Source organism: Kribbella voronezhensis (assembly GCF_004365175.1).
Classification (GTDB): Bacteria; Actinomycetota; Actinomycetes; order Propionibacteriales; family Kribbellaceae; genus Kribbella; species Kribbella voronezhensis.
This window is the reverse complement of sequence record NZ_SOCE01000001.1, coordinates 857,095-880,223: the sequence shown is the minus strand read 5'-3', so window position 1 is coordinate 880,223 and position 23,129 is coordinate 857,095. Positions and strand designations below refer to the sequence as shown.

General features: G+C 69.2%; 23 protein-coding genes. 13 read left to right on the top strand and 10 right to left on the bottom strand.

The features are described 5' to 3' along the window. The first annotated feature begins 108 nt into the window (after positions 1–108). From glnA to trmB, 7 genes are all read left to right on the top strand, one after another. On the top strand, positions 109–1,449 hold the full coding sequence (gene glnA / locus EV138_RS03860) for a type I glutamate--ammonia ligase (protein ID WP_133977059.1): 1,341 nt from the start codon (positions 109–111) through the stop codon (positions 1,447–1,449). 169 nt (positions 1,450–1,618) lie between these two features. Next, positions 1,619–2,023: a hypothetical protein gene (locus tag EV138_RS03855; protein WP_238157944.1), complete on the top strand. Its 405-nt coding sequence runs from the start codon at positions 1,619–1,621 to the stop codon at positions 2,021–2,023. A 108-nt stretch (positions 2,024–2,131) separates the two neighbouring features. Beyond that, on the top strand, positions 2,132–5,116 hold the full coding sequence (locus EV138_RS03850; RefSeq protein WP_133977057.1) for a bifunctional [glutamine synthetase] adenylyltransferase/[glutamine synthetase]-adenylyl-L-tyrosine phosphorylase: 2,985 nt from the start codon (positions 2,132–2,134) through the stop codon (positions 5,114–5,116). Positions 5,117–5,187: 71 nt separating this feature from the next. Next, positions 5,188–5,502: an ArsR/SmtB family transcription factor gene (locus EV138_RS37875; protein ID WP_133977056.1), complete on the top strand. Its 315-nt coding sequence runs from the start codon at positions 5,188–5,190 to the stop codon at positions 5,500–5,502. After that, entirely contained in the window at positions 5,499–5,942 is a 444-nt protein-coding gene (locus EV138_RS37870; protein ID WP_133977055.1) for an SRPBCC family protein, read from the top strand. Before EV138_RS37875 ends, EV138_RS37870 begins: the two co-directional genes overlap by 4 nt. Before the next feature lie 138 nt (positions 5,943–6,080). Next, a complete protein-coding gene (locus EV138_RS03835; RefSeq protein WP_133977054.1) occupies positions 6,081–6,761 on the top strand; it encodes a peptidoglycan-binding domain-containing protein in 681 nt (226 codons plus the stop codon). A 64-nt stretch (positions 6,762–6,825) separates the two neighbouring features. Beyond that, on the top strand, positions 6,826–7,524 hold the full coding sequence (trmB, locus tag EV138_RS03830; protein ID WP_133977053.1) for a tRNA (guanosine(46)-N7)-methyltransferase TrmB: 699 nt from the start codon (positions 6,826–6,828) through the stop codon (positions 7,522–7,524). Here trmB and EV138_RS03825 read toward each other — a convergent pair. From EV138_RS03825 to EV138_RS03805, 5 genes are all read right to left on the bottom strand, one after another. Continuing rightward, positions 7,505–10,138, bottom strand: a complete 2,634-nt coding sequence (locus EV138_RS03825) for a family 78 glycoside hydrolase catalytic domain (RefSeq protein WP_133977052.1) — start codon at positions 10,136–10,138, stop codon at positions 7,505–7,507. The two genes, trmB and EV138_RS03825, sit on opposite strands and share 20 nt — an antisense overlap. Positions 10,139–10,232: 94 nt before the next feature. After that, entirely contained in the window at positions 10,233–10,970 is a 738-nt protein-coding gene (locus EV138_RS03820; RefSeq protein WP_133977051.1) for an SDR family NAD(P)-dependent oxidoreductase, read from the bottom strand. Between the two features lie 3 nt (positions 10,971–10,973). Next, entirely contained in the window at positions 10,974–12,194 is a 1,221-nt protein-coding gene (locus tag EV138_RS03815) for an SAM-dependent methyltransferase (RefSeq protein ID WP_133977050.1), read from the bottom strand. Next, complete coding sequence (locus tag EV138_RS03810) at positions 12,191–12,928, bottom strand: DUF1365 domain-containing protein (protein ID WP_133977049.1); 738 nt, start codon at positions 12,926–12,928, stop codon at positions 12,191–12,193. Before EV138_RS03810 ends, EV138_RS03815 begins: the two co-directional genes overlap by 4 nt. Beyond that, positions 12,922–14,187: an NAD(P)/FAD-dependent oxidoreductase gene (locus tag EV138_RS03805; RefSeq protein ID WP_133977048.1), complete on the bottom strand. Its 1,266-nt coding sequence runs from the start codon at positions 14,185–14,187 to the stop codon at positions 12,922–12,924. Before EV138_RS03805 ends, EV138_RS03810 begins: the two co-directional genes overlap by 7 nt. Positions 14,188–14,374: 187 nt before the next feature. Between EV138_RS03805 and EV138_RS03800 the strand changes: the two genes are divergently transcribed. From EV138_RS03800 to EV138_RS03785, 4 genes are all read left to right on the top strand, one after another. Beyond that, a complete protein-coding gene (locus tag EV138_RS03800) occupies positions 14,375–14,839 on the top strand; it encodes a PLD nuclease N-terminal domain-containing protein (RefSeq protein WP_133977047.1) in 465 nt (154 codons plus the stop codon). Positions 14,840–15,121: 282 nt separating this feature from the next. Then, complete coding sequence (locus EV138_RS03795; protein ID WP_133977046.1) at positions 15,122–16,195, top strand: ABC transporter substrate-binding protein; 1,074 nt, start codon at positions 15,122–15,124, stop codon at positions 16,193–16,195. Positions 16,196–16,224: 29 nt separating this feature from the next. After that, entirely contained in the window at positions 16,225–17,028 is an 804-nt protein-coding gene (locus EV138_RS03790) for an ABC transporter ATP-binding protein (protein WP_133977045.1), read from the top strand. After that, positions 17,018–17,923 carry an ABC transporter permease gene (locus EV138_RS03785; RefSeq protein WP_133977044.1) on the top strand — a complete coding sequence of 302 codons (906 nt, stop codon included), beginning with the start codon at positions 17,018–17,020 and terminating at the stop codon, positions 17,921–17,923. Before EV138_RS03790 ends, EV138_RS03785 begins: the two co-directional genes overlap by 11 nt. A 198-nt stretch (positions 17,924–18,121) precedes the next feature. Here the strand turns inward: EV138_RS03785 and EV138_RS03780 are convergent, their stop codons facing one another. Further along, on the bottom strand, positions 18,122–18,415 hold the full coding sequence (locus tag EV138_RS03780; RefSeq protein ID WP_012920258.1) for a WhiB family transcriptional regulator: 294 nt from the start codon (positions 18,413–18,415) through the stop codon (positions 18,122–18,124). Positions 18,416–18,568: 153 nt separating this feature from the next. Between EV138_RS03780 and EV138_RS03775 the strand changes: the two genes are divergently transcribed. Then, entirely contained in the window at positions 18,569–19,513 is a 945-nt protein-coding gene (locus EV138_RS03775; protein WP_166678480.1) for a MerR family transcriptional regulator, read from the top strand. A 201-nt stretch (positions 19,514–19,714) separates the two neighbouring features. Here EV138_RS03775 and crcB (EV138_RS03770) read toward each other — a convergent pair whose 3' ends face one another. From crcB (EV138_RS03770) to EV138_RS03755, 4 genes are all read right to left on the bottom strand, one after another. Continuing rightward, positions 19,715–20,077, bottom strand: coding sequence for a fluoride efflux transporter CrcB (gene crcB, locus EV138_RS03770; RefSeq protein ID WP_133977042.1), 363 nt, complete (start codon positions 20,075–20,077; stop codon positions 19,715–19,717). Further along, a complete protein-coding gene (gene crcB, locus EV138_RS03765; RefSeq protein WP_238157943.1) occupies positions 20,074–20,520 on the bottom strand; it encodes a fluoride efflux transporter CrcB in 447 nt (148 codons plus the stop codon). Before crcB (EV138_RS03765) ends, crcB (EV138_RS03770) begins: the two co-directional genes overlap by 4 nt. 16 nt (positions 20,521–20,536) lie before the next feature. Next, positions 20,537–21,193: a histidine phosphatase family protein gene (locus EV138_RS03760; RefSeq protein ID WP_238157942.1), complete on the bottom strand. Its 657-nt coding sequence runs from the start codon at positions 21,191–21,193 to the stop codon at positions 20,537–20,539. A 90-nt stretch (positions 21,194–21,283) separates the two neighbouring features. Then, positions 21,284–21,631 carry a hypothetical protein gene (locus tag EV138_RS03755; protein WP_133977041.1) on the bottom strand — a complete coding sequence of 116 codons (348 nt, stop codon included), beginning with the start codon at positions 21,629–21,631 and terminating at the stop codon, positions 21,284–21,286. A gap of 300 nt (positions 21,632–21,931) precedes the next feature. Here EV138_RS03755 and EV138_RS03750 point away from each other — a divergent pair, with 300 nt between their 5' ends. After that, on the top strand, positions 21,932–23,020 hold the full coding sequence (locus tag EV138_RS03750) for a 3-deoxy-7-phosphoheptulonate synthase (RefSeq protein WP_133977040.1): 1,089 nt from the start codon (positions 21,932–21,934) through the stop codon (positions 23,018–23,020). Positions 23,021–23,129 lie beyond the last annotated feature (109 nt).

Below are 23,129 nucleotides of genomic sequence, written 5' to 3'. Positions count from 1 at the left end.
TGCGGGTTGGCTGCCGCAACACGTAACGTGCGCTTAACAAGGCCGGGGCAGACTGTGTGAGGTCCCGCAAGACAATCGTTGGAACCCCCTGGAGAGGTGGACTCGCCGATGGACAAGCAGCAGGAGTTCGTGCTGCGCGCGCTCGAGGAGCGCGACGTACGGTTCGTCCGGCTCTGGTTCACCGATGTGCTCGGGTTCCTCAAGTCGGTGGCGGTGGCGCCGGCCGAACTGGAGGGCGCGTTCGCCGAGGGGATCGGGTTCGACGGTTCCGCGATCGAGGGGTTCGCCCGGGTGACCGAGGCGGACATGCTGGCCAAGCCGGACCCGTCGACGTTCCAGATCCTGCCCTGGCGGGGCGAGACGATGGGCACCGCGCGGATGTTCTGCGACATCAACATGCCGGACGGGTCCGCGTCGTTCGCCGACCCGCGGCACGTGCTGAAGCGGACGCTGTCGAAGGCGGCCGACCTCGGCTTCACCTTCTACACCCACCCCGAGATCGAGTTCTACCTGTTCAAGTCGCTCACCGGCGCGCCGGGCACGTACCCGGAACCGGTCGACTCGTCGGGGTACTTCGACCACACCCCGCAAGGCATCGGCAACGACTTCCGCCGCGAGGCGATCACGATGCTGGAGTCGATGGGCATCTCGGTGGAGTTCAGCCACCACGAGGGCGGCCCGGGCCAGCAGGAGATCGACCTGCGGTACGCCGACGCGCTGTCGACCGCCGACAACATCATGACGTTCCGGGTGGTGGTGAAGGAGGTCGCGCTGTCGCAGGGCATCTACGCGTCCTTCATGCCGAAGCCGCTGAGCGACCAGCCGGGCTCGGGGATGCACACCCACATGTCGCTGTTCGAGGGCGACCGGAACGCGTTCTTCGAGGGCGGCGCGCAGTACCAGCTGTCCAAGACCGGGCGCGCCTTCATCGCCGGGCTGCTGCAGCACGCGGGCGAGATCACCGCCGTGACGAACCAGTGGGTGAACTCGTACAAGCGGCTCGCCGTGGGCGACGAGGCGCCGTCGTTCATCTCCTGGGGGCACAACAACCGCTCCGCGCTGGTCCGGGTGCCGATGTACAAGCCGCACAAGGGGCAGTCGTCGCGGGTCGAGTTCCGCTCGCTGGACTCGGCGGCGAACCCGTACCTCGCGTTCGCGCTGATGCTGGCGGCCGGGCTGAAGGGCATCGAGGAGGGGTACGAACTGCCCCGCGAGGCCGAGGACGACGTCTGGTCGCTGACGTCGCGCGAACGCAAGGCGCTGGGCATCAAGCCGCTGCCGAGCAGCCTCGCCGAGGCCATCCAGGCGATGGAGGAGAGCGAACTGGTCGCCGAGACCCTCGGCGAGCACGTCTTCGACTTCTTCCTCCGCAACAAGCGCGCCGAGTGGCAGGACTACCGCCGGCAGGTCACCCCGTTCGAACTGAACAAGCTGCTGCCCGTGCTCTGAGGCGCCGAGACAAATCTCGGCCGGATCACGAACCGATTGCGGCCAACACACGGAGTCGCCTGGCATATTCGGGCTGTAGTCGGCATGATGACTCCTTATGGTCATGATGACGGGGTCGCTCGCTGTTCGGGGCACGGTGGTCTGGTTGACGCCCCAGCAGGGTGGGCGGGTGTCCGGGCCGCCTGAGCCGGACTACGACTACGACTACACAGCAACGGCGTACCTGCCGCCGCGAACGGCCGAGGACGGGCAGGCGGGCATCGCCTTGCGCCGCTTCGCACCGGGCGCCTGGCGGACGCCGGCCGAGGGGATCCTGGTGCCCGCCAAGGGCAACCGGGCCCAGCAAGTGGTGCCCGGCGGCATCGTGGTGATCACCGAAGGAGTCCGCCCGGTCGGCCTGCTCACGGTCGAAGAGGTGACCGCGCTGGCCCCGGACGGTACGCCGGTGATCGAGCCGGCCCTTGATCTCCACCTCACCGGTCTCAGTGCGATCAACCCGGAGACGGAATCGCCGTACCGGCACTCGACCGCGGCTGCCCGCTGGTCGACGCCGGATCACGCCGACGCCAGCTGATACTCCCCTTGCGTCCGGAGCCGGACCGAGCTCCGGACGCAAGGGTCTTGCCGTCTGCGGGCCGGTACGGCGCGGCGGCCGTCGAGCGGAGTAGATAGCCTGACGGGTGTGGCGGAAGTGCGGAGGGTTTCGGGTGAGGGCCGGCTGGTGCGGGCCGGGTTCGCGGACCCGCAGAAGGCCGGGCGGATGCTGGACCGGCTGGACGCGCTGGACGTGCACAGTCCGATGGGCAGTGAGCAGGTCGTCGCTTCGCTGTCGGAGTCGGCCGATCCCGATCTCGCGCTGACCGGGCTGCTCGGCACGGTCGAAGCGCTCGACCAGAACGGCTTCGACGTCGGGGTGTTCGCGCGCACGTTGGAGATGGACGGCGACTTCCGGCGCCGGCTGACCGCGGTCCTGGGTGCCAGTGAGGCGCTCGGGCGGCATCTGAGTGTGCATCCGCGGCATTGGTACGACCTGGCCGATCCTGCGCTGGCGGCGTCCCGTCCGACGCCGGACGATGTGGCGGCGTGCCTGGCGACCGCGGTGGACGCCGAGAACCCGGTGGACGCGCTGCGAGTGGAGTACCGCCGGTTGTTGCTGCGGCTGGCGGCTCGTGACCTCGCTGAGGGCTTGCTCGTCGACGAAACCGCCGCAGTACTGGCCGATCTGGCCGGAGGTGCCCTGGAGACCGCGCTCCGGATCGCTCGCAACGACTACTTCAAGGCCCACCCCGGCGCGGCCGACTGCCGCCTGGCGATCATTGCCATGGGCAAGTGTGGCGGCCGCGAACTCAACTATGTCAGCGATGTGGACGTCCTCTTCGTCGCCGAGCCGCTGGAAGGGGAGCCCGAGGCGCCGGCCTTGAAGACCGCGACCCAGCTGGCTTCGGCGGCGATGCGGATCTGTTCGGTCCACACCGCCGAGGGCACCCTCTGGCCGGTCGACGCCGCACTCCGCCCGGAGGGCAAGGCAGGACCGCTCGTCCGGACGCTCGACAGCCACCTCGCGTACTACGGACGCTGGGCGAAGACCTGGGAGTTTCAGGCGCTGCTCAAGGCCCGCCCGGTCGCCGGCGACGCCGAGCTCGGCCGCAGTTATGCCGAGAAGACGGCCGAACTCGTCTGGTCGGCCGCGGACCGCGACGGTTTCGTCGACGACGTCCAGGCCATGCGGCGCCGCGTCGTCGACCACATCCCGGCTGCTGACGCGGATCGTCAGCTCAAGCTCGGTCCTGGTGGTTTGCGGGACGTCGAGTTCGCAGTACAGCTGCTGCAGTTGGTGCACGGTCGCAGTGACGAGTCGGTGCGCAGCGGGACGACGTTGATCGCGTTGGAGCAGCTCACCGACTCGGGGTATGTCGGGCGGACCGACGGGGCGGTGCTCGCGGACGCGTACCGGTTCCTGCGGTCGATGGAGCACCGGATCCAGTTGTATCGGCTGCGGCGTACGCATCAGGTGCCCGATGACGACGACGACCTGCGCCGCCTCGGCCGGTCGCTGGGGTTCACCAAGAATCCGGTCGCGGACCTCACCGCGGCGTGGAGGAAGCACGCCCTCGAAGTACGCCGGTTGCACGAGAAGTTGTTCTACCGCCCGTTGCTGTCGGCGGTGGCGCGGATCCCGGGCGGGGAGGTGCGGCTGACGCCGGAGGCGGCGAAGCAGCGGCTGACCGCGCTCGGGTACGACGATCCCGCGTCGGCGCTGCGGCACATCGAGGCGCTGTCCGAAGGGGTGTCGCGGCGTTCGTCGATCCAGCGCGCGTTGCTGCCGGCGATGCTCGGCTGGTTCGCCGAGTCGCCCGATCCCGATGCCGGCCTGCTCGCGTTCCGGACCATCTCCGACGCGCTCGGCTCGACCCCGTGGTACCTGCGCCAGCTTCGGGACGAAGGCGCGTCCGCCGAGCGGCTCGCACACTTGCTGGCGAGCGGCCGGTACGCCGTGGATCTCCTGCAGCGCGCCCCCGAAGCGACGGCGATGCTGGCCGACGAGCGCGAACTCACCCCCCGGACGCCCGAGGCGCTGCTGACCGAGATGTCCGCGGCCGGCCGTCGCAAGGACGAGGCCGAGGCGGCGGTGGCGGCGATCCGCGCGGTACGACGGCGCGAGCTGTTCCGGGTCGCGGCGGCCGATCTGTCCGGCCTCGTCGATGTCGAGGTCGTCGGTGAAGCGCTGACGACGATCTCGGTCGCGACGCTGACGGCCGCGCTCGAGGTGGCCCGGCGGACGATCGCGAAGGGTGGCGACGAACCGACCCGGATGGCGATCGTCGCGATGGGGCGCTTCGGTGGACACGAACTCAGCTACGGCAGCGATGCGGATGTGATGTTCGTCCACGATCCGTTGCCGGGGGCAACGGAGAAGGCGGCGACGGACTTCGCCACCCAGGTGGCCACCGAGTTGCGCCGGTTGCTCGCCTTGCCCGGTGCCGATCCCGCGGTCGCGGTCGACGCGGACCTGCGGCCGGAGGGTCGCCAGGGACCACTGGTTCGCACGCTGGCGTCGTACCAGTCGTACTACGCGCGCTGGTCGGCCGTGTGGGAGGCGCAGGCGTTGCTGCGGGCGGATCCGCTCTGTGGGGACGCCTCGTTGTGTGCGGCGTTCCGCGCGCTGATCGACCCACTGCGTTACCCGGAGGGCGGGATCCAGGAACGCGATGTGACCGAGATCCGCCGGATCAAGGCGCGCGTGGACGCCGAGCGGTTGCCGCGTGGTGCCGATCCGGCGACGCACACCAAGCTCGGCCGAGGCGGGCTCGCCGACATCGAGTGGACCGTGCAGTTGCTCCAGTTGCGCGAGGCGCACCGCGTCGACGGCCTGCGCACGACGCGAACGCTCGGCGCGTTGCAAGCAGCCGTCGAGGCAGGATTGGTCGAAGCGAGCGACGCCGACGTACTCGCCACGGCCTGGCGGATGGCGACCCGGATCCGGAACGCGATCATGCTCGTCCGGGCCCGTCCGAGCGACTCGCTACCCCGCGACCCCCGCGACCTCGCCGCGGTCGCCCAGATCTGCGGCTACCCACCCGGTGAAACCTCCCGCTTCTCCGACGCCTACCTGCGCGCCACCCGCCGGGCCCGTAACACCGTCGACCACCTCTTCTGGGGCGACTGACCTTCCTCGCGACGCCCGGCGGAGCGTAGTACCGATTGACAGGCAACCTTTTGGTTGCCTATGGTGAGGGAGTGGATCTGGTGTTCAAGGCGCTGGCTGACCCGGGGCGGCGGCAGTTGCTGGATGCCTTGCGGGAGCGCAACGGACAGACGCTTGGCGAGTTGTGCGAGCAGCTGTCCGAGCTGACCCGGCAGGGCGTCACCAAGCATCTGCGGTTGCTCGAGGAGGCCGGGCTGGTGGTGACGATGCGACGGGGGCGGCACAAGTACCACTACCTGAACCCGGTGCCGATCAACGAGATCGCCGAGCGCTGGATCAGCAACTACGAAAAGGACAAGCTACGCGCCCTCAGTGCGCTGAAGGCGGCCTTGGAGGAGGAATCATGAACAACCCCGCGATGGTGCACGTCACCTACATCGAGACGACGCCGGAGAAGTTGTGGGCAGCGCTCACCTCGGGCGCTTTCACCAAGCTGTACTGGTTCGGCCGGCGGATCGAGTCGGACTGGACGGTCGGCGCGCCGGTGCGGTTCTACGACAGCGCCGACGACAGCCTGACCGATTCCGGCGAGGTCCTCGTGTACGACGAACCGAAGACGCTCGCTTACACCTTCAAGAACGAGTTTCTCGAGGAGCGCCGCGACGACGAGCCGGGCCGGGTGACCTTCACGATCGAGCCGGCCGGGCCGAAGGTGGTCAAGCTGCAGGTCGTCCACGACCGGATCCCTGCCGACCAGGTCGAGGGCTGGCGCAACGGCTGGGGCCCGATCCTGGCCAACCTGAAGACGTACCTCGAAACCGGCCACACCCTGGAGATCGCCCTCTGAGGAACTCACGTCCCGTTGGTGAGCGACCGGCGGCCGAGGCGAACGGTGAGGCGTTGCCTTAAGGGTTTCTGAAGGTGGCGGCAGACGCTGGTCCAGTGGGTCGTCCGCAGTGGGCGGCCCCGAGCCAGGGGGAACGTCATGAGAACAGCAACGAAGGCCGCCGACTGGGCGAAGGGGAAGAAGGGCGCGACCGGCTGGCGGCGGAAGTGTCTGGTGTTCGTCCGTACGGCGTGGGACCTGCCCGCGCAGGACGGGTCGGCACAGCTGGAGTGGGACTCCATTCCGATGATCGATCGGCACTCGGACAAGCGGCCGCCGATCGGGGCGCCCTGCTTCTGGCACGGTCCGTCGGAGGAGGGGCACGTCGCGATCGTGGTCGAGTACCGCAGCGACGTGCCGTACATCGCCAGCAACGACATCGTGAAGCCCGACCGGATCGATCTGGTGCCGTTGTCGCGGATCACCGAGAAGTGGAGTCACGCGAAGTGGCTCGGCTGGAGCACGGTCCTGCAGGGCCGGGACCTGCCGCTCGGCGCGGACAACGACCAGCGGCTGGGCTTCCGGCAGAACCGGATGGTCTTCGCATCCAAGATGCGCCTGGGCCAGACGGACTCCGACAGCGTCTGGAACCTGCAACTCGCCCTCGTCAAGCACGGCATTCCGATCGGCGCTCCCGCCCCGACCGGCAACTACCTCAACGGCACGCTCGGCGCGGTCAAGAAGTTCCAGCTCGCCCAGGGCTGGACCGGCCCGGACGCCAACGGCATCGCCGGCAAACAAACCGTCAAGCGCCTCGGCCTCACCTGGATGGCCGACTGACACCCGACCACCGCCCGGCCCTCCCCGCGAAGGCCGGGCGGTGAGCGGCGTTTAGGGTTGGGGGGTGGAGACGGGGGAGCTGGTCCGGCAGGCTGGGGTGTTCAGCCATGTCCGGCGGAGTGTCCGGATGACGGCCGGGCAGGAGCGGGTCTGGCGGACGAACTGGGACGGGCTCGGCCGGCGGCTGGAGGAGATCGAGGGGCAGGTCGACCTCGCCGACTGGTTCGGGCGGCAGGCGCCGACGATTCTGGAGATCGGGACCGGCATGGGCGACGCGACCGCCCAGCTCGCGCTCGCCGGTCCTGAGGTCAACCACCTCGCCGCCGAGGTCTACCCGGCCGGTCTCGGCCAGCTGATGTTGTGGATCGAGAAGTACGAACTCGCCAACGTCCGCCTGCTCAAGGGCGACGCGCTCGACTTCCTCCGCGACCACCTGGCACCCGAGGCGCTGCACGGCGTACGGATCTACTTCCCCGATCCCTGGCCGAAGAAGCGGCATCACAAGCGGCGCCTCGTCACCGCGCCGTTCGTCCGGCTGATCGCGTCCCGCCTGGTCCCCGGCGGAACGTTGCATCTGGCAACGGACTGGGCGGACTACGCCGACCGCATGCTGGAGATCTGTACGGCGGAACCGCTGCTCACCAACCAGTACGCCGACTGGGCCCCGCGGCCCGAGTGGCGCCCGGTCACCAAGTTCGAGCGCCGCGCCCACGCCGAAGGCCGGGTCTGCCGCGACCTGATCTTCACGAAGTCCGGCTCGTGAAAGACCAGTGCCCCGACCCCACGGTGAAGATCGCATAGCCGTCCGCAACGGAAGGCTTCCCGGCGTACGGAGCCGGTACCGCGGTCACGTCACCCGCTGACGGCACGTGGATCGTTGCCGTCGACCCCACCGGCACCTGGACTTCGAGGTGGAACACCCGCCCGATCCGTCGCCAAGACACCGACACCCGGCCGCGCACGGTATCCATCCGCAGCGAAGCCGAATCGACCTGATCCCGTGCGTCCGGCCGGACGAGAATGCGCTCCCAGCCGTTCGCGACATTCCGCAGACCGGCGACGTTCTCCAGCAGCCACTGCGTGACCGTGCCCTGGAAGTAGTGGTTGCGCGACCGGGTGTCGGTCTCCCACATCTCCCACATCGTGTCGGCGCCCTCGTCGAACCAGTAGCCCCAACTCGGGTACGTCCGCTGCAACGCGATCCTGGCCGCCACGTCGCTGTGCCCGTACGCCGTGAGTACCGGCAACAGCACCCCGACGCCGAGGCAGCCGGTATTCAGGTGAAATCCTCGCGCCTCGACATCAGCGACCAGACCCGCCACCACCCGCTCCACCTGGTCGTCCGGGACCAGCCCGAAAGCGAGCGGCAGCGCGTTCGAGGTCTGCCGGTAGTCGGGATCCTTCGCGGTCCGGTAGAGCCCGGCCGAGCGATCCAGAAACTCCCGGTTCAACCCGTCGGCCAGCGAAGCCGCCGACTTCCGCAACCGCTCCACCTGATCAACCCGGCCGAGGGTTTCGCCGATCTCCGCTGCCGCGAGCAACGCGCGGTACAGGTACGCCGTACCGGTGAGCCGTCGGTCCTCGGGTGGCGGTCCGGCCGGGTAACCCGGTGGGATCCAGTCCCCGAGGACGCTCAGCGACAACCCGTCCTCCACCCGCGCGAGCTCCCAGTCGAGGTAGCGCAGTACTGGTTCCCAGTGCTCCGAGAGCAGGCGGTCGTCGCCGTACCAGCGGTGCATCTCGCGGAGGAGGAACGGGTAGACGGTGGACCACTCGGTGGCGGGGGAGAGCTCCTCGAAACCCCAGCCGGCGCTCGGCACGATCACCGGCAGTTGGCCGTCGTCGTGCTGGCTGTCGCGCAGATCGCCGAGCCATTTGGTGAAGAACCGGGCCAGGTCGAGTTGGCCGGCCATCGTCGGGGCGCCGACCTGCGCGTCGCCGGTCCAGCCGTTCTTCTCGAAGGTCGGAGTATCGGTCGGGATGCCGTGCAGGTTGCTCAGCACGGTCCGCCGCATCGCCTGCTCGATCTGCTCGTACAGCGGCGCACTCGCCTGGAACCGGCTGACCGGGCGGACGTCCGAATGCGCCACCCGGAGGGTCAGTTCGGCGGCCGCGCCCTCGACCTGCACGTAGCGGAAACCCTTGTACGAGAAGCGCGGCTCCCACTCCTCGATACCGTTGCCAGCAGCAACATATTCGTCGAGCTGGAACCGGTCGCCCTCGACATGCCGGTTGACCGCCGCCACTCCGCCGTCCGGCAGCAACGTCTCGCCGTACCGCAGGCTGACCTTCGTTCCCGCCGGCGCGCTGACCCGCAGCCGCACCCAGCCGGCGGTGGTCCGCCCGAAGTCGACGACCTGTACGCCGTCCCGCGGCGCGGTGATTTCGACCGGTGCGACCTCTTCGACCACCCGGATCGGCTCATGCTCCTGCGCACGCACGACACCGCGCGGAGCAGCCAGGACGACGGCGTCGGACCAGGCCGAGTCGTCGAAGCCCGGTCCGTCCCACCCCGGCAAGGCCAGCCGCGCGTCGTAGGTCTCCCCGGCATACAGAGAATCCGAGACGGTCGGTCCGCTCGTCACCCGCCACGAGTCGTCGGAACGGACCTCGGTCTCGCTGCCGTCGGGATGCGTGATCACCAAGCGGGCCAGCAATCTCGGGTCGCCGGTCCAGGGTGCCTGGTGCCAGCGCCAGACGTTCGGCGTCGTCATGCCGTAGAACCCGCGGCCCAGCGCGGCACCGACGACGTTGTCGCCTGCTTGCAGGAGGTCGGTGACGTCATGGGTCACATACAGCACGGTGTTGTCGTAGTCGGTGAAGCCCGGGTCGAGTACTGCGTCGCCGATGCGCCGGCCGTTCATTCGCAGCTCGGCATACGCCAGTCCGCTCACGTACAAGCGCGCGCGTTCCACCGGTCGACCGACACTGAAGGTACGTCGAAGCAGGGGAGCCGCCTCGGTCCCGGCACCGATCCACTGTGCGTCGCCGAACCCCTCGTCCCGCAGCCCGGTCTCGAACCAGGTCGGCCGGCTCCATTGCCCAATCCGGTCCAACCCGTCCCACAGCCGGACGGACCAGTGATAGCGAGCTCGCGGCGCCAAGGCAGGCCCGTCGTAGGTGATCCGGAACGCGTCCGACGACACCTGCCCCGAGTCCCAGACGTCCCCAGTGCCGGACGCGGCCAGCTCAGCCGAAGTGGCGACGACCACCTGGTACGCCGACTGGGTGGCACCGTAGCCGGGTGCGGTGGCGATCCAGGCGAGCCGGGGCCGGTCGACATCGGTGCCGAGCGGCTGCTCGGCGTACTCGACCGTGGGTCTGGTCACCGCCAGCGGTCCACCGGAGGTCCAGCCGTCGTCGGTCAATTCGGCCATCGGGCAGGCTCCTGCTCTGAAGTCGGCGCAATCCCCGCAGGACCGTACGTACCCGGCCCGGCGAACGCAACACCCGCGACCGGATCCGGTCAGCTCACGACCGAGGGGTGAGAGCCAGCGCCCAGAGCCGGTCGGGAACCAGCTTGGCCGCCTTCATCAGCAACGCCATCTGCCACGGGAAGACGATCCGCGCCGACTGCTTCGCCATCCCGTCCGCGATCGCCCTGGCCGCCGCCGGAGCCGAGACGATGAACGGCATCGGGAACGTGTTCTGCTCGGTCATCTCGGTCTCGACGAACCCGGGGCAGACCGTCAGTACGTCGATACCGTCGGGGCGCAGCCGCACTCGGAGAGCCTCCAGCAGATTGATCTGCGCCGCCTTCGTCGCCCCGTAGGCCTCCGAGCCGGGCAGGCCGCGATACCCCGCGACGGAAGAGATCCCGACGATCATCCCAGCGCCGCGCTCGCGCAGGTAGGGAATCACCGCGCCGAGGCAGTTCGCGAAGCCGCCCAGGTTCACGTCGAGATGCCGATGGAACGACTCCACGTCGAAGTCCTCGCCCATCTGCTTCCAGTAGCCGGCGCTCAGTACGACGATGTCGAGCCCACCCAACGCCTCGACGACCTCGGCCAGGGCGTGCGGCACCCGGTCGGCGTCGGTGATGTCGAGCGGCACGACCGCCATCCGGTCGCCGGCGACCGCCCGCAGCCCGTCCACCCGCCGGGCGGAAACGGCCACCGCCGCGCCCCGGCCGGCGAGCTCGGAGGCGAGCGCCGCGCCGATCCCCGTCGAAGCACCGATGATCCAGACTTTCCGCCCGGCGAGATCCATTCCTCAGCTCCTGACCAGGGTCAGTTGGGAGACGCCGAGGTAGCCGGCCCGGAAGCCCGCCTCGGAGTAGGCCAGATAGAACTCCCACATCCGCCGGAAGACGGCGTCGAAGCCCAGATTCGCCACCGCGGGAGCCTGCGCGACGAAGCGCTCCCGCCACAGCTGCAGAGTGCGTGCGTAATCGGCGCCCAGGTCGCGCCGGGTCTCGATCACCAGCCCGCCGGCGGTCGAGGCGATCTGCTCGATCGCGGTCAGCGACGGGATCAGGCCGCCCGGGAAGATGTACTTGTGGATCCAGCCCTGCGCGTGCCGGGTCGCCAGCAACCGGTCGTGCGGCATCGTGATCGACTGCAGCCCGAACCGGCCGCCCGGGGCCAGCAACCGGTCGATCGTCGCGAAGTACGCCGGCCAGTACCGCTCGCCGACCGCCTCGATCATCTCGACGCTGACCACCGCGTCGTACCGGCCCTCGGCCTCGCGGTAGTCGCGGAGCTCGACGGTCGCGTCGACACCGGCTTCGGCGATCCGCTTGCGGGCCAGGTCGCGCTGCTCGGCGGACAGCGTGATCGAGGTGACGGTCGCGCCTCGCCGCGCCGCCTGGATCGCGAGCTGTCCCCAGCCCGTCCCGATCTCGAGCACCCGCGATCCGGCCCGCACCCCGGCCAGGTCGAGGATCCCGTCGATCTTGCGGACCTGCGCGGTTTCCAGGTCGTCCTCGGCCGCGGAGAACCAGGCGGACGAGTAGCTCATGGTCGGATCGAGGAAAGCGGCGAAGAGGTCGTTCGACAGGTCGTAGTGCCGGGCGATGTTCAGCCGTGCGCCGGTCCGGTCGTTCTGCTCGGCGAGCCGCGGCTCGATCAGTTTCCGGAACCGTTGCAGCACAGGCGGAACGAGGTCCGTCAGCCGGCTCGCGAAGACCGTCAGCAGGTCCGCGAGATCAGTACCGCGGCCCGCTCGCCAGTCGCCTGCCATATAGGCCTCCCCGAAGCCGATCTTCAGGTCGGCGCCGATCCGGTGGAAGAACGCCTCGGAGACGATCTCCATCACCGGCGCTCCGATGCCGCCCGAGCCGAGCCGGGTGCGGTCGGGCAGCAGGACGACGATCGGAAGGTCGCGGACCGCGCGACGCAGGATCTGCCGGGCGACCGCGGCCCGCACCGGACTGTTCGGCGTACGGGCGACACCTGGCCAGCGGTCGGTCTCCACGAGTTGCAGCGTGCTCATCGGACTCCCTCCGGAGGAATGTGCGGTCGGCGCGGAACGACCGGAAGACGGCGCAACCACAGGCCGATGCCGTGCAGGCGGATCAAGGTCCACACCTGGTAGGTCACCAAGGGAGTGCGCAGGGCCGCGGCGACAACGGCCTTGCTCCTGGCCGGACGCGGCCGTCCAGTGAAGGCGGCGGAGAACACCCGGACGTCGTCCTGCACGAGGTCGATCGCCACTGTCACCTTTTCCGGAGTCAGTCGCAGCGCCACGTCGTACCGGCCGTGCACTGTGAAGAACGGCGAGACGTAGAACTCCTTGCCGAGTGAGAAGCGTCCGCTGTCGTCCGGCAGGGCCAGGTGCGCATGCCTCTCGCCGTAGGTGTTGTGGATCTCCAGTACGACGCAGCGCAGCTCACCGGTCGACTTGAGACACCAGAAGACGCTGAGCGGGTCGAAGACGTAGCCGAGGCTGCGCGCGTTCGCCAGCATCAGCACCCGGTCGTCCTGCTCGAGCACCACACCTTGAGCTGCAGTGAAGGCAGCCACGTTCTCGCGCAGCGTGCGGTCTGGGGAGCCGAGATGGTCGGCAGGGGAGAAGGACGCCAGTATGCCGTGGTGCGGCACGTCGTCGACGTCCACGAGCCACTGGTACGTGCGGTAGGCGAACCGGTGCCGCAGTGGTACCCGCCGGGTGTGGCTGACTCGGCCAGGTACGACCGCAGGAAGCAGCGGTAGCTCCGGCTTCACCATGAGCCCCCCAGTCTCTCGGCGGCTTCGACGCCCGAGCGGCACCCGTCCTCGTGAAACCCCCAGCCGAGGTGGGCTCCTGCGAACGCAAGACGCGGGCCGCCGGCAGTACGCAGTACCGGCGCTGCAGCCACCGACTCGGGCGTGAACACCGGGTGCGCGTAGTCCATCCGCCGTACTGTGGTGGCCGGGTCGACCCAGCCCTCGGGATTCAGCGTGACCAGGTGCTCGTCGGGCGAGTCCAGTCCTTGCAGACGGTTCATCCAGTAGCTCACCAGGACCTGTGGCTCGTCGGTCTGGCAGCCGCGCATCCGGTAGTTCCAGGACGCCCGTGCTCGGGTGGAGTTGGGCAGCACAGCGCTGTCCGTGTGCAACCAGGTCGGGTTCGCCGAGTACCGGAATGCGCCCAGGAGCGTCTTCTCCTCAGGAGTCGCGTCACCGAGTAGGTCCAGTGCGGTGTCGGCATGCGTAGCCACGACGACGCGGTCGAACTCAGTACTGCGGCCGTCAGCGGTGACCACCTCGACCGCGTCGTCGTGCCGCAGTACGGTGCGGACCGGCGTCGAGGTCAGCACCGTGCTGATCTGGGCCACTACGGCATCGACGTACGAGCGGGAACCACCTGTGACGGTTCGCCAGCGCGGCGAGCCGCCGACGGTCAGCATGCCGTGGTGCTCGAGGAATCGGAACAGATAGCGGGCCGGGTAGAGCGCGGCGTCGGCCGACCCGGCGGACCAGACACACGACACCAGCGGTACGGCGAAGTGCCAGATGAAGTACGGCGAGAACTGCCGGTCGCGCAGGAACTCGCCCCAGGTCAGCGTGTCGTCCCCGGCCGCGAGCACGGCCCGCGCTTCCCGATGGAACCGCGGCACCTCGGCCAGCATCCGCAGGAATCGCGGATCGAGAGTCCGCCGCCATTGGCTGAACAACGCGCCGGCACCGCGGCCACCGGCGTACTCGAGGCCGCAGCCGTCGCAGTGCACGCTCATGCTCATCTCGGTCGGCTGGGTCTTGATCCCGAGCTCGGCGAACAACCGGAGCAGGTTGGGGTAGGTGCGCTCGTTGTGCACGATGAAGCCGGTGTCGATCCGCAGGCCGTGGCCGGCCGAGTCGGTGACGTCGTGGGTGTGCGCATGGCCGCCGGGGCGGTCATCGGCTTCGAAGAGGGTGACGTCGTCGGTCCGGCTGAGGACGTGGGCCGCCGTCAGGCCGGCGATACCGGACCCGAGGACCGCGACGGCTCGGCGTTGACCGTTCATGCTTCAAAGCCTCACCGGTGCATAAGTTCTGAACAATTTAACGATCATTCCTCCGTCGGCACCCGGAGTTGCCGGGCGGCCGGGCCCGCACTGTCGGCAGGTGTTCGGAGCCGATCGGCGATCTGATCGGTGCGACCTTCGGAGCGGTTCGGCGACGTGGCGTGCGGGGGAGCCGTACTGTGGGGGTGTGGCTCGTTATCTGCCTTTCCTGATCAGCCTGGCGCTCACCATCTATGCGTTGTTCTCCTGCATCCAGACGCGGGACGAGGACGTGCCCTATCTGCCGAAGCTGGTGTGGATCCTGCTGATCGTGTTCGTCCCGTTCGCCGGCCCGATCGTCTGGCTGCTGATGGTCCGGTACTACGACCGCCAGCAGGTCGCCGTGAACCGTCCCGCGCCCAAGCGCCGCCCCAGTGCGCGCCCGCTGGCGCCGGACGATGACCCGGACTTCCTCGCCTCGCTGGAGCCCTTCCGCGACCCGCGGCTGTCCAACCACCCCGCCGCGGACGACAAGCCCGAGCACCCGGGCGCGCCCGGCACGCCCGGCACACCGGCCGCCAAGGCCGACCCGGAGCCCGAGCCGGAACCGGACCCTGCCGACACCGAGACGCCGGTGGACGACGCCAAGCCGGACGACGGCCCGCGCGGCTGATCGCCTTCGCCCGACCAGCCCGTCTCCGGTATCCGGACGGGCTGATCGGCATTTCTGTGCCGTTGTGGTGACAGTGCGTCGATTCCTGTCCAGAAACGGCTCTCCCGGTCTCAGTCAGTGGACAGCAATGAACCCTAAGGCTATTGAGTTGGTTCAATTTCTGCTGTTTACTCAAGGTCGAGAGCGGTAGCCCAGGGGGGACCTCGGCCCAATCTCTTCCGATCGCACAGACGGACGGGCCGGTCAGACGGCGCGTCCCGTTGAGACCGAAGGATCCGCCGAATGAAGCACTTCACTCGTACTCCGCGCCTGGTCGCGGCCGCCGCTGTCGCCGTCGCGCTGCTGGTCGCGGCCGGCTGCTCGCGCGCCGACAAGTCCGGCGACGACGCGGCGCCGGTCGCCGACAAGGGGGCGGCCACCGAGCTCAGGCTCGGGTACTTCCCGAACGTGACCCACGCGCCGGCCCTGATCGGCCTGGGCGAGGGGCTGTTCGCCAAGGAGCTCGGCAGCACGAAGCTGGTGCCGACCAAGTTCAATGCCGGCCCGGAGGCGGTCACCGCGCTGCTCGGCGGATCGCTCGACGCCTCGTTCATCGGCTCCGGCCCGGCGATCAACGCCTACGCCAAGTCCAAGGGCGACGCGGTCCGGCTGATCGCGGGCACCGTGTCGGGCGGCGCCCAGTTCGTGGTCAAGCCGACCATCACCAAGCCCGAGGACCTGGCCGGCAAGACGATCGCGACACCACAGCTCGGCAACACCCAGGACGTCTCGCTGAAGAAGTGGCTGGCCGGCAAGAACCTGACCGGCAAGGTCAAGGTCACCAACCTCGAGAACGCCGCCACCCTGGACGCCTTCAAGAAGGGTGAGGTCGACGGCGCCTGGCTGCCCGAGCCCTGGTCGTCGCGGCTGATCCTGGACGCCGGCGCGAAGGTGCTGGTCGACGAGGCCGAGCTGTGGCCGGGTGGCAAGTTCCCGACCACGGTCCTGATCGTCCGGACCCAGTTCCTGCAGGAGCACCCGGCCACGGTGAAGGCATTGCTGAGCGGCCTGGTCGCCGCGATCGACGCCGGCACCGCCGACAAGGCCGCCGCGCAGAAGACGGTCAACGCGCAACTGCTCAGCCTGACCGGCAAGGCGCTCAAGGCTCCGGTGATCGAGCGTGCGTTCAGCAAGATCGAGCTCACCGCCGACCCGGTCGCGGCCGACTTCCCGCAGTTGGCCAAGGACCAGGTCACCGCCGGCATCGCCAAGGACGCCCCGGACGTGGCCGGCTTCGCCAACCTGACGCTGCTGAACGAAGTACTGAAAGCCGCGGGTAAGCCGGAGGTCGACCCGGCCGGCCTGGACAAGAAGTAGGACTCGGAGCCATCGAGAGGCAGGCGAACATGACCGCGACAGTCGAGGCACAACGGGTTCGTACCGAAGCTCAGCAAGCCGTCCGGTTCGACGGGGTCGGCAAGGTGTTCGGCAACGGCAAGCAGTCCGTGGTCGCGCTGGACCAGGTGAATCTCCAGGTCGAGGCCGGTGAGTTCGTCTGCCTGCTCGGCGCATCCGGCTGCGGCAAGACGACGCTGCTCAACCTGGTCGCCGGACTGGACAACGCATCGTCCGGCACGATCGACCTCAGCTCGTCCCGCCCGGCCGTGGTGTTCCAGGAGCCGGCGCTGATGCCCTGGCTCACGGCCGCGGGCAACGTCGAGCTGCCGTTGCGGATGGCCGGAGTCGGTCGCTCCGAGCGCCGGCGCAAGGCAGCCGCGCTGCTCGACCTGGTCCGCCTTGGTGGACTGGGCAACAAGCGGCCGCATGAGCTGTCGGGTGGCATGCGCCAGCGCGTCGCCCTGGCACGCGCGCTGGCCTCGACGGCCGACCACACCTCCAACGGTGACCGGCACAAGCCCTCGCTGCTGCTGATGGACGAGCCGTTCTCGGCCCTGGACGCGATCACCCGCGACGTACTCCAGGCCGAACTCCTGCGCATCTGGCGAGCCACCGGTACGGCGATCCTCTTCGTCACCCACGACGTCCGGGAGGCCGTCCGGCTCGGGCAGCGCGTCGTACTGCTGTCGTCCCGGCCGGGTCGCGTCGTTCGTGAGTGGACAGTCGACGGTCTCGCCGGTGCGTCCGAGGTGTCGACGGTCGACGAGATCAACGCCGAGCTGCGAAGGGTGATCAGCAGCCATGCAGCCTGAGGCGAGCCTGGAAGAACGGGTCGCACGGGCCGACGCCGAGTCCGTCGGAGCCGGTCTGGATGCCCTCGACACGCCGCTGTCCGACCGGGCGACCGGCCCGGCGGCGGTGGCCAAGCGACTCGCGGCCCGGGTCCTGCCGCCGGTCGTCGCGATCGCACTGATGATCGGGATCTGGCAGGCGCTGTGGGCGGCCGCGATCTGGGAGGAGTACAAGCTCCCGGCGCCGTCGGCGGTGTGGGCCAACATCTGGAGCCTCGTCACCACCGGCAAGATCGTGGACCTGTTCTGGGTCTCGGTGCACCGGGCCGTGATCGGGTTCGCCATCTCGCTGGTGATCGCGGTGCCGCTCGGCCTGGCGATCGCCAATCTCAAGGTGGTCCGGCGGGGGATCGGTCCGCTCGTGTCCGGTCTGCAGAGCCTGCCCTCGGTGGCCTGGGTGCCCGCGGCGATCCTTTGGTTCGGCCTGAACGACCGCGCGATCTACTGGGTCGTCCTGCTCGGCGCCGTACCGTCGATCGCCAACGGCCTGGTGTCCGGTCTCGACCAGGTGCCGCCGATCCTGCCGCGGGTCGGCCAGGCCCTGGGCGCCTCGCGGGTCGGTGGGATCAGGTACATCCTGCTGCCGGCCGCGCTGCCCGGGTTCCTGGGCGGGCTGAAGCAGGGCTGGGCCTTCTCCTGGCGCTCGCTGATGGCGGCCGAACTGATCGCGACCTCACCCGACCTGGGCGAGGGCCTCGGTCAGTACCTGCACAACGGCATGTCGCTGTCGGACATCTCGCTGGTCTTCGCCGGCATCATCTTGATCTTCGTCGTCGGCGTCGGCATCGAACTGCTCGTCTTCAGACCCCTGGAGAACTCCGTACTACGCTCCCGCGGCCTGACCCGCTCGACCTGAGCCGAGCCGGTCGCCGGCATGCCGAAGTACTGAACGCTGCGCCTGGCATCGATTCCACTCACTGCCGTTCTGCCACCCCTTGAATTTCGAGGGTTTGCTTTCGGCGGGTGGTGGGGCCCGGGTCCGGCTGCTCTGGCCGAGCAACCGGACCCGGGAGGGTCTGATCGGGCACCGGAGTGCCGCTTCCCGCGCGGGCCGTCAGGCGGACTTCCTGTGTTCGGCAAGTACCACGTTGTCCCGCTCGGATTCCGTGGTGCCGCCCCAGACGCCGTACGGCTCCCCGACGGAGAGAGCGTGCTGACGGCACTCGGGCTGGACCGGACAGGTACCGCAGAGCGACTTGGCCACCATCTCGCGAGCGCGTTTGCGAACGCCACGCTCCGATTCGGGGGAGAAGAACAGCTCCGGGTTGACGTCGCGGCACGCGGCCTGCGACTGCCAGTCCCACAGATCCATGAGCGGGCGGGGTAGGCGAGGCATCCCTCTCGACATGGCAACCTCCTTGACTCACCGTGAGCGCGGACGGGCGCTCGGTGAAAACTATGCTCAACTCATGCGCAGTTCAACCCTTGTTGTCTCGAAACTCGGTCGAGTTGTTATCAGCAGGTGGCGATTTCTGCCGTTCGGCGGCCCGGGGCAGGCATCATGAACGGCGTGCCGACCGACTCCGAAACCCTCACCGTGAGCGCGGCCGCGCGACGCCTGGGGATCGCCGCGCCCACCCTGCGAAGCTGGGAGCGGCGGTACGGGTTGAGCCCGAGCGCACGCTCAGCAGGCGGTCACCGCCGGTACAGCCCGGAAGATCTCGCCCGGCTGCGCGCGATGGTCAAACTGGTGAACTCCGGTGTCCCGACCGCCGAGGCCGCCTCGACCGTTCGTGACCGGATCTACCCCGTGCGATCACCCAATGTGACATCGGCCACTTCCGTTGCCGACGGCCCCCGCACCCTCGTCCGCCGGCCCCGCGCCGCCAAGCCGGTCGAGGCGGCCGACCTGTTCCAGCTCGCGAACGAGATGGACGGCATGCGGCTGACCCACGAGATCGCCCGCAGCCTCGACCGCTCCGGCGCCGTCGAGGCGTGGACCAGCAGGCTGGTGCCGCTGCTGGTCGGTGTCGGCGAGCAGTGGGAGCGAACCGGCAAGTGCATCGAGGTCGAGCACCTCGCGTCGGACGCGGTCGCGGGAGGGCTTCGGTACCACACCCGCCGAGCAATCGAGCGCCACAAGCCGGACGAGAGCACGCGCCCCGTAGTACTGGCTTGTCTCGAGCTGGAAGACCACGCGCTGCCGCTACTGGCTCTGGCAGCTGCGCTGGCCGAGCGAGGCGTCCGCGTGCAAACCCTCGGCGCGGCAACGCCGATCAACTCCCTGTCAGCCGCCGTACGCCGAATCCGCCCGGCCGCCGTCTTCATCTGGTCCAGCGCCCCCAGAACCGCAGACGCGGAGGCGCTCCAGACCTTGGCCCGCACCCGCCCGTCGTACTCCCTCGTCATCGGCGGCCCCGGCTGGCAAGCCCTAGGCACCCCCACCGGCTGGGTCCCCACCCTCGCCGACGCCGTAGACGCTCTGGTAACCGCCGCCCACCGCTAGCCTTCGTCGGGCGCTCAACCCACCCACCCCAGCACGCCGCTCCGCCGTCGCGACCGAAACAGCGCACGGCTGCACCTAGTCGAGCGTCCCCCGAAGGCGAGCCAGCGTCGCCGGTACCCGGAAGCCAGCCGCCCTCCGACCTAGCCGCTGAAGACTCCACCGCCCGCTGCAACCCACGGGCGACCATCACCGCGGAAGTACCTAACTGATTGTGGCGCCGAGGATCGCGGCGCTTAACCCGGCGGCGAGGTTCAGCACCACGTTCAGAGCTGCCTTGGTGGGGTGGCCGGTGGTGGCCAGGGCGGTGGTTTCGGCGGCGAAGGTGCTGTACGTCGTGAAGGCGCCGCAGAAGCCGACGCCGAGCAGGAGCGTCATCGGGTGGTTGGTGGTGCCGGTCATCAGGCCGAGGAGGAAGCTGCCGAGGACGTTCACCGTCAAAGTGCCCCACGGGAACGGTGTGCCGGTGGTGGTGCCGACCAGGAGCCGGTGTACGAGGTGCTTGTCGGTCAGGTAGCGCAGGGGAGCGCCCACTGCGGCTCCGGCGGCGATCAGCAGGAGGTTCACCGGCGTACACCCTTGGCTGTCAGCTCACCGAGAAGCGTCGCGACGAGAGCCGTCAAGACCGTCCCGAAGAAGTACAGCAACGCCACGACCACGTGGTCCGGCAGCAGCCGGTCCGTGTCCACAGCGAAGGTCGAGAACGTGGTGAACCCACCGAGAATCCCAGTCCCCAGGAACGGTCGCAGCAGGGGATGCGACAGCGGCGTGAGCCGGGCGAGCAGTACGCCGATGAGGAAGCACCCGAGAACGTTCGTGCCGAACGTCGCCCCCGGGAAGCTCCCCGCACTGTGCGGGAACGCCTCAGCGAGCCCGTAGCGGGCCAGGGACCCGACCACGCCGCCCAGTGCGATCACCGCGAGTACTGCGGCCAGTGGTGGCGCTACGCGGCCGGCGCGCTCCAGCGCGGACGACGGGGCCACGGACTCGGCTGATCCGTCGGCAGGCACTGGTCGAGAATAGCGCTCAGGCGTCGTCGGCCGGGTCGTACCGGTAGTACTCGTGGGTGCCGTGCGCCGTGTTCGGTACGCCGGTGAGTGCCTCGATCACCAAGGCGTGCGTGATCGCCAGCACCGGGCCGTCCGTGCTCGCCGTATGCCGGGCCAACGCGGCCCGCGCCCGCTCACGAACCCGCGACAGCGGCTCCCAGGGCCGCCGGATCCCCTCCGGCCATTCCCCGCCGTACTCGTCGAACTCCGCCCGTGCGGCCCGTACGTCGGCCGCCCCACGCCAGGAGCCCGTGCTGTCCGGCAGCCAGTCGCGCAGGTCGTAGTCGACCCGTACGCCGAGCGCCAGGCGGTGGCCGATGATCGCGGCGCTCTGCAGTGCCCGGGTGAACGGCGAGGTGACCAGGTACGTCGCGCCGATGCCGCTGAGCAGATCCGCGACGGCTTCGGCCTGCTTGGCGCCGTCGGTGCTGAGCGGCGCGGTGTCGGCCGCCATACCGGGCCAGCCCCGGCTGTCGACGGGCGTGTAGTCCGGCTCACCGTGCCGGACCAGGTAGATCTGTGTCACGAGCCCAGTTCTACCTGACAAACTCCCGAACCGCTGGTTGCCCAGTGGTGTCGTCCACGACGGGTCGAGGGTGGGCAGCAGGCGCGGCCGATCGGCAGTGAGGTCCATGGCGGTGGCTCCCGTGCGGTTGGTGGTACTGCGGTCAGTGGTACTGCGGGTCGGTGGTACTGCGGTCGATTGCTCCGCCGAGCGGACGGGTCAGCGGAGGTGGCGGGCGGCGGCCCAGCCGCGGGGATGCGGCGTCGGCAGACCGGACGGGTCGGCGATGCCGGTCGGCGGGCGCACGGTGTGGGAGGTGCCGAACAGTTGGTCGATATCAGGCTCGGACCTCTCGGGCTCGAGCCAGCGGACCTCGGTCGCGCCGTGATGACCGTGCACCGCGAGCACCGACTCGAGATCAGGCCACACCGCCGTCGCAGGATTGTTGCCGCGCCAGCGCAGCGCCACCGAACCGTCGGTGAACACGCAGCCCTCGGCCACCACACCGGTCCCGGACACCCCGCTGAGGTCGTGGTACCTGACCAGTTCGAACGTTCGCGGCCTCACTGCACCCCTTAGAACATCAACATGTCGTTGCGACCCTCAACGACGAACGAACACCCCCGGTTACTCACCACCGCCAAGGCGGGGTGGGAGGCGGGTGCTATCGTTTCGGACGTGAAGCGTTGCTATTGGCGATTTTTTGAGTGGCCGGCTGTGGTGCCGGGCGACTCAGCCGATCGCTGACGCCTGACCAAGTTCCACCAGCCGGCTCGAGGCAAGGACATCCGTCCTTGCCTTTTCTCATTCGCAGCCGGCGCTGACCACGGGATCGACCGCGGAAGTCCGGCGGAAAGGTCCCCACTGATGAACACCCTCCCCAGCCAGGCCACCCCACCAGCGGTCGTGGACAGACGGATCGAGAAGACCGTCCCGTTGATCACCCCGCTGGCCCTGCACGACGAACTCCCGCTGAGCAACGCCCTCGCCGAGGCCGTCGTCGCTCAAAGACAAGCCGTCGCCGACGTTCTCAACGGCACCGACGACCGCCTGCTCGTTGTCGTCGGCCCCTGTTCGGTCCACGACGCCAAGGCCGCCCTCGAGTACGCCGAGCGCCTGAAGCCGATCGCCGAGCGACTCTCCGACGGGCTGCTCGTGGTGATGCGCGTGTACTTCGAGAAGCCGCGCTCCACCCTCGGCTGGAAGGGCCTGATCAACGACCCCGACCTCGACGGCAGCGGCGATGTGAACAAGGGCCTGCGGACCGCCCGCGCCCTGCTGCTCGAAGTACTGGCCCAGGGGCTCCCGGTCGGTTGCGAGTTCCTCGACCCGATCACGCCGCAGTACATCGCGGACACCGTCGGCTGGGGCGCCATCGGCGCGCGGACCGTCGAGAGCCAGGTGCACCGGCAGTTGTCGTCCGGCCTGTCGATGCCGATCGGGATGAAGAACCGGCCCGACGGCAGCATCGGTACCGCGGTCGACGCGATCAAGGCGGCCGCCGTCCCGCACGTCTTCACCGGTATCGACCACGACGGCGCGCCCGCGATCCTGCACACCCGCGGCAATCCCGACTGCCATCTCGTCCTGCGTGGCTCGGACGCCGGCCCGAACTACGACGCGGACTCCGTCGCGGGTGCCCAGGAACTGCTCCGCAAGGCTGGTGTGGCCGAGCGGGTGGTCATCGACGCGAGCCACGGGAACAGCCGCAAGGACCACCGCCGCCAGCCCGAGGTCGCGGCCGAGATCGGCGAACAGGTTGCCAGCGGCAACAATGCGGTCGTCGGCGTGATGCTGGAGTCCTTCCTGGTCGAGGGTCGGCAGGATCTCGACCCGACCAGCGAGCTCACCTACGGACAGTCGATCACCGACGCCTGCATGGGCTGGGACACGACCGAGGCGACGCTCACCAACCTGCGCGATGCCGTGCTCGCGCGACGCAGTACGGACGCGTGAGGTGACTTCGCCGACACGGTGACAGCGTCCCGCAGTACGGGCGCGTGAACTTCAGGCGAATCAACGCTCACAGCCATCCCGCGAGGCCGCGGTGGTGAATTAGCGTCCG